14 protein-coding genes are annotated in these 16,239 nt (G+C 67.3%); 7 read left to right on the top strand and 7 right to left on the bottom strand.

All coding sequences use genetic code 11. The features are described from left to right. Both EL272_RS00575 and EL272_RS00570 read left to right on the top strand, forming a co-directional pair. Positions 1–1,086 carry an ABC transporter substrate-binding protein gene (locus EL272_RS00575; protein WP_014845262.1) on the top strand — a complete coding sequence of 362 codons (1,086 nt, stop codon included), beginning with the start codon at positions 1–3 and terminating at the stop codon, positions 1,084–1,086. Positions 1,087–1,170: 84 nt separating this feature from the next. Next, on the top strand, positions 1,171–2,700 hold the full coding sequence (locus EL272_RS00570) for a hypothetical protein (RefSeq protein WP_061787408.1): 1,530 nt from the start codon (positions 1,171–1,173) through the stop codon (positions 2,698–2,700). A gap of 12 nt (positions 2,701–2,712) precedes the next feature. On the opposite strand, the gene EL272_RS00565 is transcribed toward EL272_RS00570, so the two are convergent. From EL272_RS00565 to EL272_RS00550, 4 genes are read right to left on the bottom strand one after another with little or no spacing between them, the layout of a single operon-like run. Beyond that, a complete protein-coding gene (locus EL272_RS00565; RefSeq protein ID WP_061787409.1) occupies positions 2,713–3,480 on the bottom strand; it encodes an ABC transporter permease in 768 nt (255 codons plus the stop codon). Continuing rightward, positions 3,477–4,514 carry an ABC transporter substrate-binding protein gene (locus EL272_RS00560; protein WP_061787410.1) on the bottom strand — a complete coding sequence of 346 codons (1,038 nt, stop codon included), beginning with the start codon at positions 4,512–4,514 and terminating at the stop codon, positions 3,477–3,479. Before EL272_RS00560 ends, EL272_RS00565 begins: the two co-directional genes overlap by 4 nt. Continuing rightward, on the bottom strand, positions 4,511–5,179 hold the full coding sequence (locus tag EL272_RS00555; protein ID WP_061787411.1) for an ABC transporter ATP-binding protein: 669 nt from the start codon (positions 5,177–5,179) through the stop codon (positions 4,511–4,513). The genes EL272_RS00560 and EL272_RS00555 overlap by 4 nt, the downstream gene beginning before the upstream one ends. Continuing rightward, positions 5,176–6,009 (bottom strand): class I SAM-dependent methyltransferase, encoded by an 834-nt coding sequence (locus tag EL272_RS00550; RefSeq protein ID WP_061787412.1) that lies wholly within the window; start codon positions 6,007–6,009, stop codon positions 5,176–5,178. The genes EL272_RS00555 and EL272_RS00550 overlap by 4 nt, the downstream gene beginning before the upstream one ends. A 237-nt stretch (positions 6,010–6,246) precedes the next feature. On the opposite strand from EL272_RS00550, the gene EL272_RS00545 reads away from it, so the two are divergent. From EL272_RS00545 to treZ, 4 genes are all read left to right on the top strand, one after another. Further along, positions 6,247–7,692, top strand: a complete 1,446-nt coding sequence (locus tag EL272_RS00545; protein ID WP_061787413.1) for a CCA tRNA nucleotidyltransferase — start codon at positions 6,247–6,249, stop codon at positions 7,690–7,692. Between the two features lie 181 nt (positions 7,693–7,873). Further along, the gene (locus EL272_RS00540; protein WP_041696028.1) at positions 7,874–8,281 is read left to right on the top strand and encodes a hypothetical protein; all 408 of its coding nucleotides are present in this window, start codon (positions 7,874–7,876) and stop codon (positions 8,279–8,281) included. Positions 8,282–9,071: 790 nt separating this feature from the next. Beyond that, positions 9,072–11,609, top strand: a complete 2,538-nt coding sequence (gene treY / locus EL272_RS00535; RefSeq protein ID WP_073969999.1) for a malto-oligosyltrehalose synthase — start codon at positions 9,072–9,074, stop codon at positions 11,607–11,609. Between the two features lie 116 nt (positions 11,610–11,725). Beyond that, positions 11,726–13,462, top strand: a complete 1,737-nt coding sequence (gene treZ, locus EL272_RS00530; RefSeq protein ID WP_061787416.1) for a malto-oligosyltrehalose trehalohydrolase — start codon at positions 11,726–11,728, stop codon at positions 13,460–13,462. A gap of 304 nt (positions 13,463–13,766) precedes the next feature. Here treZ and lgt read toward each other — a convergent pair whose 3' ends face one another. Next, positions 13,767–14,762, bottom strand: coding sequence for a prolipoprotein diacylglyceryl transferase (lgt, locus tag EL272_RS00525; protein ID WP_061787417.1), 996 nt, complete (start codon positions 14,760–14,762; stop codon positions 13,767–13,769). A gap of 101 nt (positions 14,763–14,863) precedes the next feature. On the opposite strand from lgt, the gene EL272_RS00520 reads away from it, so the two are divergent. After that, on the top strand, positions 14,864–15,490 hold the full coding sequence (locus EL272_RS00520) for a riboflavin biosynthesis intermediates N-glycosidase (RefSeq protein ID WP_061787418.1): 627 nt from the start codon (positions 14,864–14,866) through the stop codon (positions 15,488–15,490). A 61-nt stretch (positions 15,491–15,551) separates the two neighbouring features. Here EL272_RS00520 and EL272_RS00515 read toward each other — a convergent pair whose 3' ends face one another. Next, entirely contained in the window at positions 15,552–15,815 is a 264-nt protein-coding gene (locus EL272_RS00515; RefSeq protein ID WP_061787480.1) for a type II toxin-antitoxin system Phd/YefM family antitoxin, read from the bottom strand. Positions 15,816–15,859: 44 nt separating this feature from the next. Beyond that, entirely contained in the window at positions 15,860–16,222 is a 363-nt protein-coding gene (locus tag EL272_RS00510; protein WP_061787419.1) for a hypothetical protein, read from the bottom strand. Positions 16,223–16,239: the final 17 nt, after the last annotated feature.

Below are 16,239 nucleotides of genomic sequence, written 5' to 3'. Positions count from 1 at the left end.
ATGATCACCCGCCGAACCCGGGCAGTCGCCTGGCTGACCCTGCCCCTAATCGCCCTCAGCGCCTGTTCCTCCCCCACCCAGCCGACCACCTCCACCAGCGGCTCGGCCGGGGGTTCCGGGCAGGTCACCGTCACCAACTGTGGCAAGGAACTGACCCTCCCCTCCCAGGCGAAGAAGATGTACGTCAACGACGGCAACATCATCGCCCTCGCGCTGGCGGCCGGGGGTGCGAAGGAGATCACCGCGGTCAGCAGCATGGGCCGCGACGTTCCGATCCTGAAGGCCAAGTACGGGGCCGAGACCGTCGACGGCCTCAACGACGTCTCCAAGGATTACCCCACCCTCGAATCGATCCTCGCCAACACCCCCGACCTGGTGGTCGCGGGCTGGAACTACGGTTTCTCCGAGGGCAAGAACCTGACCCCCGACATCCTGTCCGAGAAGGGCATCCCCTCCTACCTGCTTACCGAGTCGTGCCGCCAGGAGGGCACCACCAAACGCGGCATCGTCGACCCGTGGGAGGCGGTCCGCACCGACATCACCAACCTCGGCACCATCACCGGGCACAGCGATGTCGCCAAGACGGCCGTCGACGACATGGACACCCGCCTGAAGGCTGTCCAGGGGGCCGCGCAGCCCGAGAAGAAGCCCGTGGTGTTCCTCTTCGACACCGCCAAGGACAACGTGCTCACCAGCGGCAAGTACGGCGCCCCTCAGGCGATCATCGAGGCCGCGGGCGGGGTGAACGCCACCGCCGACGTCGAGGACACCTGGACCAACGTGAACTGGGAACGCCTGGCCACCGCCAATCCCGACGTCATCGCCCTGGTGGAGTACCCCGCACAGTCCTACCAGGAGAAGATCGACGCGCTGAAGTCGCACCCGGCCACCAAGGACCTCACCGCGGTGAAGGAGGAGCGTTTCGTCAACCTGCCCTACGCCATGTGGACCGAGAGCCCCCTCAACATCGACGCCGCCGAGTACCTGCGCAAGGCCTTCGAGAAGCACGGCCTGGCCCCGGCCTCCGACGTGTCGACGCACCTCGAGATGCCCGCCGACCTTCCGGGACGCGACAAACTGTCCTGAGGATTTCCGGCACGGATTTCCCTGCCCCGCCGCCCACCCGGTTCTTCTCCCGGTACGCTCCGGGTGGGAAGGACAGGGGCAGTGATGACCATCTCCAAAGCGCTCGATCTCGACCGTGACGGCTGGAACGACGAGGCCGTCGAGGCCATCCGGAGTCACCAGCACAACATGCTGAACGGCGGGTCGCTGGACGAGATCGTCGAGGGGTTCCGCGCCGAGGCGCGCATCCAGCGCCACCGCGGCGAGGCCGGCGCTCTCGCCCGGGCCTGCGACTCGGCCCGGCAGGCCGTGCTGCTGGGCCGGCTGCCCGCCGCGTCGCGGGACCTGGCTGCCCCTGCATGCCTGGAGTTGGCGGCCTGCCGGATCAGGCGCGGTGACCCGGCGGGCACCCAGGCCATCGCCGGGTTCACGACCTACCCCGACGCCGGGATCGCGGGCTGGGCTTGGCGGCTGCTCGGGGAGGCCGCCCTGCTGGCCGAGCGCCCCTTCGATGCGGTGGCCGCCCTGTTGAACGCCATCGCCGAGAACCAGCGCGGCAAGGACAAACACCACGAGGCTGGCACCCGCGTCCTCCTGTTGCTGGCCTTCAGCCGGGCCGGTCACCTGGAGGACGCCGACCGGCTCTCGTTCCGGTACGGCGCGCCCTCGGATGCGCCGCAGGGTCTGCTGGGGATCCGTTTCCTGCTGGCCCGGGCGGAGCACGAACACCGGTCGGGACGCATCGGCGAGGCCCTGAGGACCCTGGAGGTCGCGGAAACCCGCCTCGGGGCAACCTCCGGGCTCGGCGTGCTGCGTCGCGAGCTCCTCACCATCCGCGCCGGCTGCCTCGACGACTGGTGCCAGCCCGACGAGGCGGACCGGCTCCGCGCCAAGGCCGGGAAACTGCCCCTGCCCGCCCATCTGGCTACCTCGGCGAACGCGTCGCAGACCCTGCGGGATGCGCAGGACGCGACCCGCTGGCTGGGCGAGATCCCGCACCCCGGGGCGAGCACGAGAACCGACCCGCAGGCCGTGGCTGCGCTGCTGCGGGACCTGGCGGCGCTCCCACAGCGAAAACCGGACCACGCGGCGGTGGTGTGCCGGCTCCTGGACTCGCTGGCGGGCCGCCCGGGCCTTGAACGCGACGAGGCGCTGCTGCTCCTGGAGGCAGGTTCCCTCCTGGCCGAGAGCGGACCCGAACACCGCGTCGCCGCCGAACGGCTGCTGCGTCGCGCCCTGGTGCGCCTTGAGTTCCTGGAGGGCGCCGAACAGTGGTTGGCGCAGGCACGCGTCACGCTGGGGCAACTGCTGCCCGATTCCGAACGCGACCAGGCCCTCGACCTGCTGGTGCGGGGCATCCAGGGCCTCGACGAACAGCGCTTCCAGATGCTCAACCGCAGCCACCGCGACGACTGGCTGACCCGCCGGGAACACCCGGCGATCGCGAGGGCCATCGAACTGGCCAGCGGAACCGACGCCGCCCTGGCCGCGGACCTGATCACCTTCTCCCGGGTCGCGGGGGTGCTGGTGCCCCAGGACGACCGGCAGGTGCCGCTGGTTCCCGTCCCGAGGCTGCGTTACATCGACGGCACCGAGTCGCGGCTGGGTTCGGCGGGGTCGTGCAATTTCCTGTGATCCGGAGCCGGATCACCGGTACCGGGCCAAGCGGTTCCTCAGAGGTCGCAGGAACAACAGTTCCAGCCCCAGGGTGAGGGCCGCCATCACCGCCGACAGAGCGAACACGTCGGCAGTCTCCAGGTTGGTGCGGGCCTGCTGCACCTCCGCGCCCAGGCCGGTGGTGGTGCTGAGCAGCTCGGACATCACCGTCAACCGGATCGACTGCCCCACCGCGACCGTCACCGCCGACAGCACCGGCGGCACCACGGCCGGGATGATCACCCGCCGCACCGTGCCCCACAGGCCGAAGCGGAACAGCCTGGCCATTTCCAGCAGGTCGGGATCGACGTTGGTGACGGCGTCGCGCAGGCTGGTGACCAGCAGCGGCATCGTCACCAGCGCGACCACCAGCAGCACCACCGACGGGCTGGGGCCCAGCCACAGCATCCCGACCACGACGATCACGATCGGCGGGATGGCCATCAGCAGCTGAGTCCAGGACGCGGTCAGTTCCTCGACGGGCCGCCAGGTGCCCGCGGCCCAGCCCCAGGGCAACCCGATCAGGCAGGCGATCCCCAACCCGCCCAGCGCCCGCTGGAGGGTGAGCAGCACCCCGGAGCCGAGTTCCTCGTCGCGGATCAACCCCAGCAGCGCCTCCCAGGTGGCTGCGGGCCCGGGCAGGACGTAACGGGGCTGGCTCCACGACGCCGCCTCCCAGGCCAGCAGCACCAGGGCGAGTCCCACCCACCACAGCAGCACGACCCGCCAGCGCGGTGCCTTGTTCTCGGCTGGGTTCACCTGGGGTCGGCCAGGTAGAAATCGTCGGCGGGCATCTTGCCCCCGACGATGTCGGGGCTGAGGGTGGTCAGGCGCGTGTAGAAGTCCTCCAGCTCGGTTTTGGCCTTCTGCGCCGGCACCATTTCGAGCTGGAGCCGCGGGATCACGTTCTTGACCACGGCCTCCGGCACCTCGGTCTTCGCGGTGATCGCCGCAACCGCTTTCTCGTCGAGGGCGTTGACCTTCGCGACCGCCTCCTCCAGTTCGTTGAGCACACCGGCGACGAGCGCCTGGTTGGAGTCGACGAGCTTCTGGGGCATCACCACTCCGGCCATCGGGAAACGCGCCTGGCCGCCGGTGACCTTGGCCCACACCTCCTGCAGGTTGGCGGTGCGGTCCAGGTTCTTGCCGGACTGTTTGGCCTGGTTCTGCGCGACGGTGGCGACGTGCTCGGGCAGCACCGCGTATTCCACCTGCCCGGACATCAGGGCCTTCACGAGCTCCGGTGCCTGGTCGTAGGGCACGACCTCGATGCCCTCAGCTCCACCCTCGAGGGGGATGCTGCTCTGGGTCATCAGGTAGCGGAAGACCAGGTCGGGCATGTTGTTGGGCATCGGGACGCCCACCTTCTTGCCCTTCAGCCCCTCGATGCCCTGCGCCGACGACCCCTCCGGGCCGAGGATGTAGAGCATCCCCCACACGGTCATCGCGACCAGCCGGATGGGAAGGCCCTTGTTGAACAGGTTCGCCGAGGCGTAGGAGGGGGTGGCCACCAGGTCGGTCTCACCGTTCACGACCAGCGATTTCATCACGTCGACGCTGGCCCAGTTCTGCACGTCGGTCTTCCCGACGAGACCGTCGAGTTTGCCGAATGTCCCGAAGGAGGCCATGGGAGCCATGAACGCGAGGGTGGTGGGAACGTGGACGCGCAGGGTCTCCAGTTTCGAGGCGGACGTTGAACCCTCCCCCGCGGGCTTGCCACCGGAGCAGGCCGCCAGGCCCGCGCTGCCGAGCAGGCCGAGTCCGGTGAGGGTGAACAGGGATCGACGCTTCATGATGTCTCCTTGTCGGGGGTGGATTCTTCGGGATCAGGGACGGGGTCGGTCTCGGCGGTGAGCCGCCAGGTGCCGGGCGGCCCGTCGAGATGAAGGTGGAGGTGGGAGACGTCGTCGGCCTCCTCGGGGTCGTGGGTGACCCACACCGTCACGACCTCCTGTTCCGCGAGCAGCTGCACGAGATCGGTTCGCAGGGCCGTGGCCAGGGGTTTGTCGAGGGCGGAGAACGGTTCGTCGACGAGCAGCAGGGTGGGGTTGGTGGCCATGGCCCGCGCGATCGCGACCCGCTGCCGCATGCCGCCCGACAGCTGCCGGGGATACAGGTGGGTGGCCTGCTGAAGGTCGACGCGGGCCAGCCACTGCTGGGCGATCAGGTCCGGGGTTTCACCGCCGACCACCAGGGCGACATTGCGGTGGGCGCTGTACCAGGGCAGCAGCCGGGGTTCCTGGAAAACCTGCGCCAGCCGCCCCTCGGGCCGCGTCACCGACCCGCGGTCGCAGGGGCTGAGACCCGAGATGGCCTTCAGCAGCGTGGTTTTTCCCGCCCCGGAGGCTCCCGTCACGGCGAGGGTCTGTCCGGGCGCGACCACCACGTCGAGGCCGTCGACAAGGGTGTTGCCGCCGCGGATCAGGGTGACGTCGTCGAGGACGAGGTCGGTGGTCATCGGGTGCCCGCCGCGCCGGGTTTGCGGGCGAGGATGACGATGCCGCCCATCAGTTTCCCCTGGAGCTGGAATCCCTGCCGCATCGCCTTGAGCCGGTCGCTGGCGCCGGGGAGCCGGCGGGCGTTGTTCCAGAACCGCAGCGCACCCCACAGGCCCTCGTCGGAGACGATGCGCCGGGGTTCGAGGAGGTGGAGGGGGGCGCGGTCGTGCCATTCGGCTTCGAGCCCGTGGGTGGCGAGCAGTTCCTTCCAGCCCTCCAGGGTCAGGGGCCGGGCGCCGACCTTGATGACGCGGGAGAGTTCCCGGCGGGCGGTTTCGCGTTCCTCGTCGGTGTGGTCGGGCAGCCACGCCATTTCGTGGATGGCGTAGCGGCCCCCGGGACGCAGCAGCCGCGCGGCCTCCGCGACGATCGCGCTCTTGCCCGCGTCGTCCTGGATGGTGAGCATCGCCTCGCCGACGACGAGGTCGGCGCAGGCGTCTTCGAGTCCCGTTTCGCGGGCGTCGGCGACGACGTAGTCGGCCCGGGGGTGTTTCTTCAGGATGTTCTTGACGGCGTCGCGGCCCTCCGGGTTGGGGTCGACGCCCCGGTAGGACCTCGGGTTGGCGCGCAGCAGCACCTCGGCGGTGGCACCGACGCCGGGGCCGAGCTCCACGATGTCGTCGTCGCCGGCGGGTTTCGCCTGTTCCAGCAGTTTCGCGGTGAGGGCACGCCCGCCGGGCCTGAGGATGCGTTTGCCCAGCTTCGCCAGAAGCCAGTGGCCCTGCATCCGCCCGGCTTCTGGACCCGACCGTTCCCCCTTGCCCCCCGCCTGTTTCGATTCCGTGCTCATGCTCACCTTTCACACGACTCGGGCATGAGCGTTGAGCGTAACCCACCCTCACCTATTTCCGTAAGGGGGGCATGCTGTTATTCTTGCCGGCGCGGGGGATCCGCGTCGCGCGACCACCGAATGTGTCGCGGATCACCTCGCACCAAGCCGCCGCAGCCCCCTCATCCCGTCAGCCGCGCTGCATCGTTCACGGGTTTGCTGACGCCCCACTCCCGCTCCCGCGTAGACTCTTCGCCCGTGCCAGACCTCACCCAAGCCCAGCGCAACGCCGTCTCCGAACTGCTCCGCATCTCGCAGGTGATAGGCGACCTCGGTTCCCGTTTCGACGCGGCGGGGCACCGGCTGTACCTCGTCGGCGGTTCGGTGCGCGACGCGATGCTGGGCGGGCTAGGGCACGACCTGGACTTCACCACATCGGCGCGCCCCGAGGAGACCCACGCCATCCTCCGCGACTTCACCCCCGCAACCTGGGACATCGGCCGCGACTTCGGGACCATCGGCGCCATGAAGAAGGAAGGTGGCAAGGAGTGGCAGATCGAGGTCACCACCTTCCGCGCCGACGCCTACGAACCCGGCTCCCGCAAACCGGTGGTCGCCTTCGGGGAACGGATCGAGGAGGACCTCGTCCGCCGTGACTTCACCGTCAACGCCATGGCCGTGGACATCGTGGCGGGTGAGTTCGTCGACCCGTGGGGTGGGTTGCGTGACCTCGCCGACGGCGTGCTGCGCACCCCCGCCCCGGCGGAGGTGTCCTTCGGTGACGATCCGTTGCGCATGATGCGGGCAGCGCGGTTCGCGTCGAGACTGGGTTTCCGGGTGGCGCCGGAGGTCCAGGACGCGATGAGGGAGATGGCCGAGCGCATCACCATCGTCTCCGCGGAGCGCGTGCAGGCCGAGTTGACGGGGCTGCTGCTCACCGATTCCCCCCGCGAGGGCCTGGATCTCCTGGTGCGCACCGGGGTGGCCGAGCATTTCCTGCCCGAGCTGCCTGCGCTGCGCCTGGAACGCGACGAGCACATGCGTCACAAGGACGTCTACGCGCACTCGCTGACCGTGCTGGAGCAGGCCATCGACTTGGAGAAGGCCCGCGGCCACCAACCCGACATCGTCAATCGGCTGGCAGCCCTGCTGCACGACATCGGTAAGCCTGCCACCCGTCGGTTCGAGGGTTCGAAGGTGACCTTCCATCATCACGACGTGGTGGGCGCGAAGCTGGTGACCAAACGTCTCAAGGCATTGAAGTACCCGACGGCGACGGTGAAGTCGGTGGCGAAGCTCGTGGAGTTGCACCTGCGGTTCCACGGCTACGGTGAGGCCTCCTGGAGCGATTCGGCGGTGCGCCGTTACGTGCGCGACGCCGGCGACGAACTGGAACGCCTCCACATCCTCACCCGCGCCGACTGCACCACCCGCAACCGCAACAAGGCCACCCGGCTGCGCCGCAACTACGAGGAACTGGAGTGGCGCATCGACGAGCTGGCCGCGCAGGAGGAGATCAAGGCCATCCGCCCGGACCTCGACGGAGCGCAGATCATGGAGATCCTGGGAATCAAACCGGGCCCGGAGGTCGGGAAGGCGTACAAGTTCCTCCTGAACCACCGCATGGACCACGGCCCCCTCCCCGAGGACGAGGCCCGCGACCTGCTGCTGACCTGGTGGAAGGACCAACAGTCGCAGGGCTGAAAGTCGATCGCGCCCCTTCCCGAAACCGGTTGAGCCGGAGCACGAAGAACGAGCGACCTGAGTCGAAACCCCGTCCTCACCCTCTGGAGAAATTTTTCCCGAACTCCTCCACCCGGAGGGTCCTCCCAGGTAGTGTCAGCATCATCCCCACCGGGAGGCAATGATGCACCACCGAACCACAATGACGGTCACCGCCTTGGTCCTGTGCGCCTGCCTGCTCCTGACCGGCTGCTCAGCACATGCCAGACAACGAGACCTCATACGCAAGGACCCCATGGCCTCTGCCACCTGGGACGGCATCGAGTTCCTGGGCTCGATGGAAAGCGAGGACGGCGGCCCCAAACCGCCCCCAACATCGATGACCCGCTGCTTTACCACAGACCTTCCCCTCGAAGAAACATTCGACCGCATGCTCACAACCGCCAAACAAAACGGCTGGGGAAATGAATACGCCAATGGCCCCGAGGTCCGATTCATGAGCAAGAACACATCAGAGGGAGGAATGCGAATCATTTTGTCAACGACACTCATCAGGTGTGAACAGTACCCGACCGCAAACTTCACCCTGACTTTCACTTTTAGCTGGTAGTTCAGGATGAGACCAACCGGCAGAAGCCGGCGAAGGCAATGATGCACCACCGAACCACGACGACGGCCACCGCCTTGGTCCTGTGCGCCTGTCTGTCCCTGACCGGCTGCTCAGCCCGCGCCAGACAACGCGACCTCATACGCAACGACCCCATGTACTCAGCGACCTGGGACGGCATCGAATTCTTGGGCACCGAGGATTCAAAAGATGACGGTCCCAAACCACCCCCGGTCGCCACGACCCGATGTTTCACCATGACAATTCCCCCAGAAGATGCACTACAAAAAGTCATGGCAACCGCAGAACAAAGCGGCTGGACAGAAGACAGATCATCCAAATCCTCACCAACTCGAACAGCAGGTAAAGGATCCAGAGAGGGAGGGATGAGTCTTTACGTATCAACAGAAATTATACGCTGCAAGCAGTACCCTGAAACAAATTTCGTCGTAAGCATAGCACTGTAGAAATCTGGAGGAGATAATTCCGAAAGCAATCCCGGGAAACAAGACCTTACTGCTCGCCATGGCGCTCGTTTTGCGTGTCAGCTTCATGGGTGCGCATCCGGTCAGCGCGGATCCACCAACCAACGATGGGAAAGCCGACCTGCGGACGGCCAACGGGCCAAAGCGTCAGCCGGGAAAGGCGTTGTAGGCCGCTTGGATCTGACCGCCCATTCGCTGCCTCCCGACTCGACCAGCTCCACAGCCACGCCTCCCCGCCAGGCGCGGACCGGGGCCCGAAGAACCCGGCGGGCCGGTGCCGTGTCACAGGCCTTGCGTAGAGTGAAGGGGTGGAGACCAACAGGACCGTACCGAACTCGACCTACCGGATGCAGCTGCACGGCGGTTTCACCTTCGACGACGCCGCGGCGTGGATGCCCTACCTGCATTCCCTAGGCGTCACGCACCTGTTCTGCTCCCCGATCCTGCAGGCCTCCCCCGGTTCCACCCACGGCTACGACGTCGTGGATCACTCCCGCATCTCCGAGGAGTGCGGTGGGGAGGAGGCCTTCCGGCGGCTGTCGCAGGCCGCACACGAGCAGGGCATCGGCGTCGTCGTCGACGTGGTACCCAATCACATGGCGGTCCCCACCCCGATCTGGCACAACCACGCGCTGTGGGACGTGCTGCGGCGCGGCCCCGAATCGGCATACGCGGAATGGTTCGATCTCGACATGACAGACTCCCAGGCCATCCTGATGCCGGTGCTCGGCAACCGGATCGGCCGGGAGCTGGAACACATCAGCTTCACCACGGACGTCATCAACGGCGAGGAGCAGCCCGTGGTCGCCTACTACGACCAGGTCTTCCCCGTCCGCCCCGGCACCGAGGACCTTCCCCTCGACGAGCTGCTGGAAAGGCAGTGGTACCGCTTGGCCTACTGGCGGATCGGCAGTGAGGAGTTGAATTACCGCCGCTTCTTCGACGTCGACACCCTGGCGGCCATCCGCGTCGAGGACCCTGCCATCTTCGAGGCAACCCACCGCAAACTGATCCAACTCCACACCGAGGGGCTCATCGACGGTTTCCGTATCGACCACATCGACGGCCTGGCCAATCCCCGCCAGTACCTCGCGGATCTGCAGCGCGCCACGGGCGGCTGCTGGGTGGTGGCGGAGAAGATCCTCGAATACGACGAGGTCCTCCCCGCCGATTTCGAGTGCGCGGGAACCACCGGCTACGACTCGCTGCTGCGGGTCGCGGGCCTGTTCCACGTCCCCGGCAGCGTTCCGAGGCTCACCGACCTGTGGGAGCGCATGTCCGGGTCCGGCGAGGGGTTCGCATCCACCGTGCTCAACGCCAAACGCACCGTCGTCAAGGAGTCGTTGTTCACGGAGTTGAACCGCTTGGTCAACATCGCGATGGCCATCTGCGACGGCGACATCCGGCTGCGCGACCACACCCGCCGCCAACTCAACCACGCCATCCGCGAGCTGCTGTACCAGTTCAGCCGCTACCGCGCCTACGTCGAACCGGGCAGGGCTACTCCGGAATCGGAGCGGGAGATCATCGTCGAGGCCGCGACGAAGGCCAGGGAGTACCTAACGATCGACGAGTTGGACGCCCTCGACTTCGTCGTGGCGCTGGCCCTCGGCGAAACCGGGGAGACCGACATGGGTGGCGCGGTGACGCTGCCCGCGCCGTCGAAGATCCTCAACCAGCTGCCGGGTCGCGCCCACAACCCGTCGGACCTGCGGGCCGAGTTCATGGTCCGTTTCGCCCAGACTTGTGGACCGGTGATGGCCAAGTCGAAGGAGGACACGGCTTTCTACCGGTGGAACCGGTTCATCGGCGTCAACGAGGTCGGTTCCGACCCGAACATCATCGGCATCAACCAGGACGACTTCCACGGTTTCTGCCGCACCCTGGCCGCCGACTGGTCCACCAGCATGACAACCCTGTCCACCCACGACACGAAACGCAGCGAGGACGTGCGTGCCCGGCTGGCGGTCCTCACCGAGTACCCACGCGAGTGGGAGCACTGCGTCGGTGAGCTGCGGGCCGCCACCTCCGAGCTGCGTCCCGCGCTGCTCGACGGCGGCACGGAGCTGTTCCTGTGGCAGACCCTCGCGGCCACCTGGACACTGCCCAGCACGGCGGCGGGCGCCGAGGCGATCTCCGCCGACCGCCTCACGAGGTACCTGACCAAGGCCATGCGGGAATCGAAACTCCACACCAGCTGGACCTCCCCCGACGAGGACTACGAGTCGGCCGTCATCGAGTTCGCGACCGCATGCCTCACCACCCCGGAGGTGGGGGCCGCACTGGATGCGTTCACGGAGCTGACCTTCCCCTCGGTGCGCGCCAACATCCTGGGACAGAAACTGATTCAGCTCACCATGCCCGGGGTCCCGGACCTGTACCAGGGCTGCGAGGTGGTGGACCTGTCGCTGGTGGACCCGGACAACCGCCGCCCCATCGACTACTACCGTCGCTCCGGGGTGCTGACGGCACTGGACATGAACCCGCCCGCCGACCTGGACGCGGAGAAACTCCTCGTGACGTCGCGGGCGCTGCTGCTGCGCCGCGACCACCCGGAGGCGTTCCGCGGCCCGGACGCCGACTACCGGTCGGTGTCGTTGAACACCGGCCACGCGGTGGTGTTCGAACGCGGGTACAGGGATTCGGAAACCCCGGTGGCCATCACGGTCGCCACGCGGGTGCAGTCGGGGCTGAACGAGGAGGGCTGGGGCGACGCGGAACTGGTGCTGCCCAACCTGCGGTTCCGCGACGTCCTGGCCGGGCGCGAATACCCGGGCGGCGCCACGCCACTGGCCGACATCCTCGACAGCCTGCCCGTCGCCCTGCTCGTCCATCAGGTCGACTGATGCGAAACCAGCAGAAGAAGCTGGTTGAGCCAGCACGCGAGCACCCCTCCTCAAAGCTGGTTGAGCCAGCACGTGAGCGCCAGCAGCCACCCCGAGTCCTGATCTGAGGAGCATTCATGCGAGACATCACCCGTCCCGAGGTGTGGGCCCCCGACGCCGGCATGGTGGAGGTCGTCGTCGACGGCACCGAGACGATCATGGCGCGCAGCGATGGTGGCTGGTGGTGGTCGGAACCGCTGCCGCCCGGAACGCTGTACCAGTTCCGGATCGATGGCGGGATGCTGCTCCCCGACCCCCGGAGCCTCAGCCAACCCGAAGGCCCGCACGGGCCGAGTCGCATCGTCGATCCGGCGCTGTTCGACCGTCCCGTCACCTTCAGCGCGGACCTGCGGGGCGCGGTCGGCTACGAGCTGCACATCGGCACCTTCACCCCGGAGGGCACCTTCGAGGCGGCCATCACGCATCTGGATCACCTGGTTGATCTCGGGGTGCAGGCCGTGGAGGTGATGCCCGTCGCGGATTTTCCCGGCGAGCAGGGTTGGGGTTACGACGGCGTCGGCCAGTACGCGGTGCATGCGGCCTACGGGGGACCGGAGGGGTTCGTCGCCTTCATCGACGCCTGCCACGCGCGCGGGCTCGGCGTGATCCTGGACGTCGTCCACAACCACCAGGGCCCGGAGGGCAACTACCTGGCGCAGTTCGGACCGTACTTCACCAGCGCCCACCACACCCCGTGGGGGGATGCCATCAATCTGGATCAGCCGGGCAGCAGCGAGGTGCGCGACTTCCTGCTGGGTGCGTGCCGGCAGTGGCTGGTGAAGTACCAGGTGGACGGGCTGCGCCTGGACGCTGTCCACGAGTTCCAGGACGATTCCCCGCGCCATTACCTGGCCGAGTTGAGCGACGAGGCGCGCGTCTGGGAACGGGAAACGGGACGCGAGTTCACGCTGTTCGCGGAGTCGGATCGCAACCAGCCCACCACGGTTTCGCCGATAGGTTCGGTGCCGGGGGCGTTGGGCATGGACGGGCAGTGGGCCGACGACGTCCACCACGCGCTGCACTCTTTCTTCACGGGGGAACGCGACGGCTACTACGTCGACTTCGGCACCGCCGAGGTGCTGCAGCAGGCCCTCACGCGGGTGTTCATCCATGAGGGCGGGTTCTCGACGTTCCGCGGCCAGGAATGGGGGGCGCCCGTCGATCCCGCCTCGGGGCTGTACGACGGGCATTCGTTCGTGGTCTCGTTGCAGAACCACGACCAGGTGGGCAACCGGGCCGTCGGCGATCGGATCTCGCACTCGACCCCGCCCGGATGCCAGGCCGCCGCGGCGGCGCTGTACCTGCTGTCGCCGTTCACGCCGCTGCTCTTCATGGGCGAGGAGTGGGCTTCCTCCACGCCGTTCCCGTTCTTCAGCCACCTCGGCCCGGAGCTGGGTCCGCTGGTGACCGAGGGGCGCGCCCGCGAGTTCGAACGCATGGGCTGGGACGCGGAGATCCCGGACCCGCAGTCGCCCGCTACCCGCGAGTCGGCGGCGCTGCGGTGGGATGAGGTCACCGAACCCGATCACGCCCGGATGCTGGCCTGGTACCAGGAGCTGCTGAGGCTGCGGCGCGACCGCCCGAAGCTGGCCTCGGGATCGCTGGCGGAAGTTTCGGTGGAGGTGCTGGACAAGGACACGGTCCTGATGCGACGGGGCGCCACCACGGTGGCCGCCACCCGGGCCCGGGACCGGCTGGTGGAGATCCCCGTCGAGGGTGAGGTCCTGGTGGCGTGGGGCGAATACGGCCCCGTCCCGGGGGGCCACACCGTAACCGGCCCGGGCGCCCTGGTGATCGATACCAGAGCTGACTGAACCGAAACCATCGCGCACGCGTCCGGGAACCCGCATTCAGCCCGGTTGCCCGGCCGCCGGACGGCTTCAACACATGCCGCTCCCCCTCCCCGAAGCTGGTTGAGCCGACCCGCGAGCACCAGCGAGCAGATCGAGTCGAAACCATGGTGACCTTGTCCGGAAACCTACGCTCAAGCTGCTTGCCCGACCACCGGATGGTTTCGACTCAGCCGTTCGCTTCGCTCACGTGCTGGCTCAACCGGTTTCAAGAATGATTTCCACAGTGTTCACAACCTTGTGGAAAACCTGCCTGTGGTTGGGGATTTCAGCTCTGGCTTGGGGTTTCGTCCTTCTCGGCGGGAGTTTCCCCCGCCTCGTCCACAGTTTCCGGGGACTCTTCCACAGCCCCGGTGGATTTCTTCTCGATGTCATCGCCCGCGTTCTCCTCGGGGTTCTCGCCGGCGGTTTCCTTCCCCGGGTCGTCGGTGGGTTCCTGCACATCGGAGATGCCGCGCTTTCTGGCCCACAGCCACAGCGCGACACCTGCGAGGATCATCGGCACCGACAGCCACTGCCCCATCGACAACCCGAGCGACAGGAACCCGAGCTGGGAGTCGGGTTCGCGCCAGTACTCGGCGATGAACCGGAACAGGCCGTAGCCGGCCAGGAAGGCGGCGGCAACCTGGCCGCGGAACCGCGGCTTGCGGGCGTAGAACCACAGCAGCACAAACAGCAGCACCCCCTCGAGGAGGGCCTGGTAGAGCTGCGACGGGTGGCGCAGCACGTTGCCGCCGGTGGGGAAACGCATCGCCCAGGGCAGGTCCGGGGGGGCCGCGCGACCCCACAGTTCCCCGTTGATGAAGTTCCCGATCCGCCCGGCCGCGAGCCCGATGGGAACGGAGGGGACGAGGAAGTCGGCGACCTGCAGGAACGGCCGGGACCGCCGCCAGGCGAAGAACGCCATTCCCAGGATCACGCCGATGGCACCACCGTGGAAGCTCATTCCGCCGTCCCAGACCTTGAAGACGTCCAGCGGATGGGTCACGTAGTAGCCGAGCTGGTAGAACAACACATACCCGAGCCGCCCTCCCAGGATCACGCCAGCGATTCCGTAGAGCAGCAGGTCCTCGATATCGGCGGGAACCCACACGGAAGGTTTCGTTATCGACGCGAAGGGTTGGTGACGAAGCCTCAGCCGCATCAACCCGTAGGCCATGGCGAAAGCCAGCAGGTACATGATGGCGTACCAGTGGATCCGCACAGGCCCGATGGCGATCGCCACGGGATCCACGTGCGGGAAGGGGAACTCCAGGATCGTCACGGAACAAGCTTTCCACACGCCGCCGACAAAAACCGGCAATCGCTGCACAACCACTAGAATCGGGGCTTGTCATCCCGCAAAACGCAGTCACTGGAGGGGTCATGTACGACCTGGACTGGTTGCTGGCCCGCACGGCCAGGAAGCAGAAGACGAAATACCTGTACTTCTGGGGACACCGGCCCACCGCGAACGGCACCCTCTCGGGCAGCTGCCTCAGCCAGTGGTGGGCCTCACCCTTCGAGGTCGACGGGGTGCGCTACGCCACCGCCGAGCACTGGATGATGGCGGGGAAGGCGCGGCTCTTCGGCGACGACGGGGCCGCGGATCGCATCGTCAAGGCCTCCCACCCGGACTGCGCGAAACGCCTCGGTCGCGAGGTCCGAGGATTCGACCAGGACCGCTGGGACGAACACCGTTTCGATCTCGTGATGGAGGGCAACCGGGCCAAGTTCTCCCAGCACCCCGACCTGCAGGAGTTCCTGCTCGGCACTGGGGAACGGGTGCTGGTGGAGGCGAGCCCCGTCGACCGCATCTGGGGGGCCGGGCTGGCCGCCGACGACGACCGCATCGCCGATCCGCACTCGTGGCGTGGGCTGAACCTGCTGGGTTTCGCCCTCATGACGGTCCGCGACGAACTGGCCGAGACCACCTCCCCGGAGCCCGGTGGGCACACGATTCTGAACACAAGAATCAACGATAAACTTCCCGCCGATGCGCTGCACGAATGACGGTGACCAGCAACTCACCATACCTGCCGCGCAGCTGCTGCCGTGAACTCGATTTCATAGGTCAAGATGGCAATTCAGCCCGAAGCTCGGCGAGAGAGATCCTCGTACCGTCGTCTTCCTCCTTGGACCTGCGATACGCAGCGATGTCTTGATCCATCTCGTACGCCTCCAAGGCTTCGAGGTCTTCGACGCCAACCACCACGGCAGCCAGTTTCCCGTTACGGGTGACCCCGATCCGTTCGCCCGCATACATGGCGCGCCCGAGCACATCCGAGAGCTGGCTGCGCAGTTCGCGAGTACTCACTTCACGCGTAATGGTTTCCACACAGGCAATTGTAGCAATTGTGTACACAGATGCGGCGACTGGCTTCACCCCACCACTCCCGCAGCCGCCGCGACCCCGACCGCATGGAAGACGACGACCGAGCCGGCCCCACCGGCCATCCCCCACACGCGGTGGACGACCCCGAGCACCAGATCCCCGACCTGAGCGACGCAGGCGACCCCCAGCAGGAAGGCCGTGGCGATCCCCGCCGGGGCGACCCAGACGACCACGACCACCGCAAGGCCAAGCGGAATGGCCCGCACCGCGTACGTCGCCGCGGCGAAACGATCGGTCTGACGCCGAAGCGTGGGAGGGATGAACTGGTTGGGGCGGGCGAGGGTGATCGCCGCGAAAACCACGGACAGGAGGGCGGCCACCGTGTTCAGCAGGGCAATCCACCAGGGCATAACGTTCTCCTCTTCAT

This window comes from Arachnia propionica (assembly GCF_900637725.1).
Classification (GTDB): domain Bacteria; phylum Actinomycetota; class Actinomycetes; order Propionibacteriales; family Propionibacteriaceae; genus Arachnia; species Arachnia propionica.
This window is presented reverse-complemented; position numbering and strand designations above follow the sequence as displayed.

Coding starts and splice junctions, on each gene's coding strand:
- EL272_RS00575 (WP_014845262.1), top strand. CDS start 1: ATGATCACCCGCCGAACCCGGGCAGTCGCCTGGCTGACCCTGCCCCTA.
- EL272_RS00570 (WP_061787408.1), top strand. CDS start 1,171: ATGACCATCTCCAAAGCGCTCGATCTCGACCGTGACGGCTGGAACGAC.
- EL272_RS00560 (WP_061787410.1), bottom strand. CDS start 4,514: ATGAAGCGTCGATCCCTGTTCACCCTCACCGGACTCGGCCTGCTCGGC.
- EL272_RS00555 (WP_061787411.1), bottom strand. CDS start 5,179: ATGACCACCGACCTCGTCCTCGACGACGTCACCCTGATCCGCGGCGGC.
- EL272_RS00550 (WP_061787412.1), bottom strand. CDS start 6,009: ATGAGCACGGAATCGAAACAGGCGGGGGGCAAGGGGGAACGGTCGGGT.
- EL272_RS00540 (WP_041696028.1), top strand. CDS start 7,874: ATGACGGTCACCGCCTTGGTCCTGTGCGCCTGCCTGCTCCTGACCGGC.
- treZ (WP_061787416.1), top strand. CDS start 11,726: ATGCGAGACATCACCCGTCCCGAGGTGTGGGCCCCCGACGCCGGCATG.
- EL272_RS00520 (WP_061787418.1), top strand. CDS start 14,864: ATGTACGACCTGGACTGGTTGCTGGCCCGCACGGCCAGGAAGCAGAAG.
- EL272_RS00510 (WP_061787419.1), bottom strand. CDS start 16,222: ATGCCCTGGTGGATTGCCCTGCTGAACACGGTGGCCGCCCTCCTGTCC.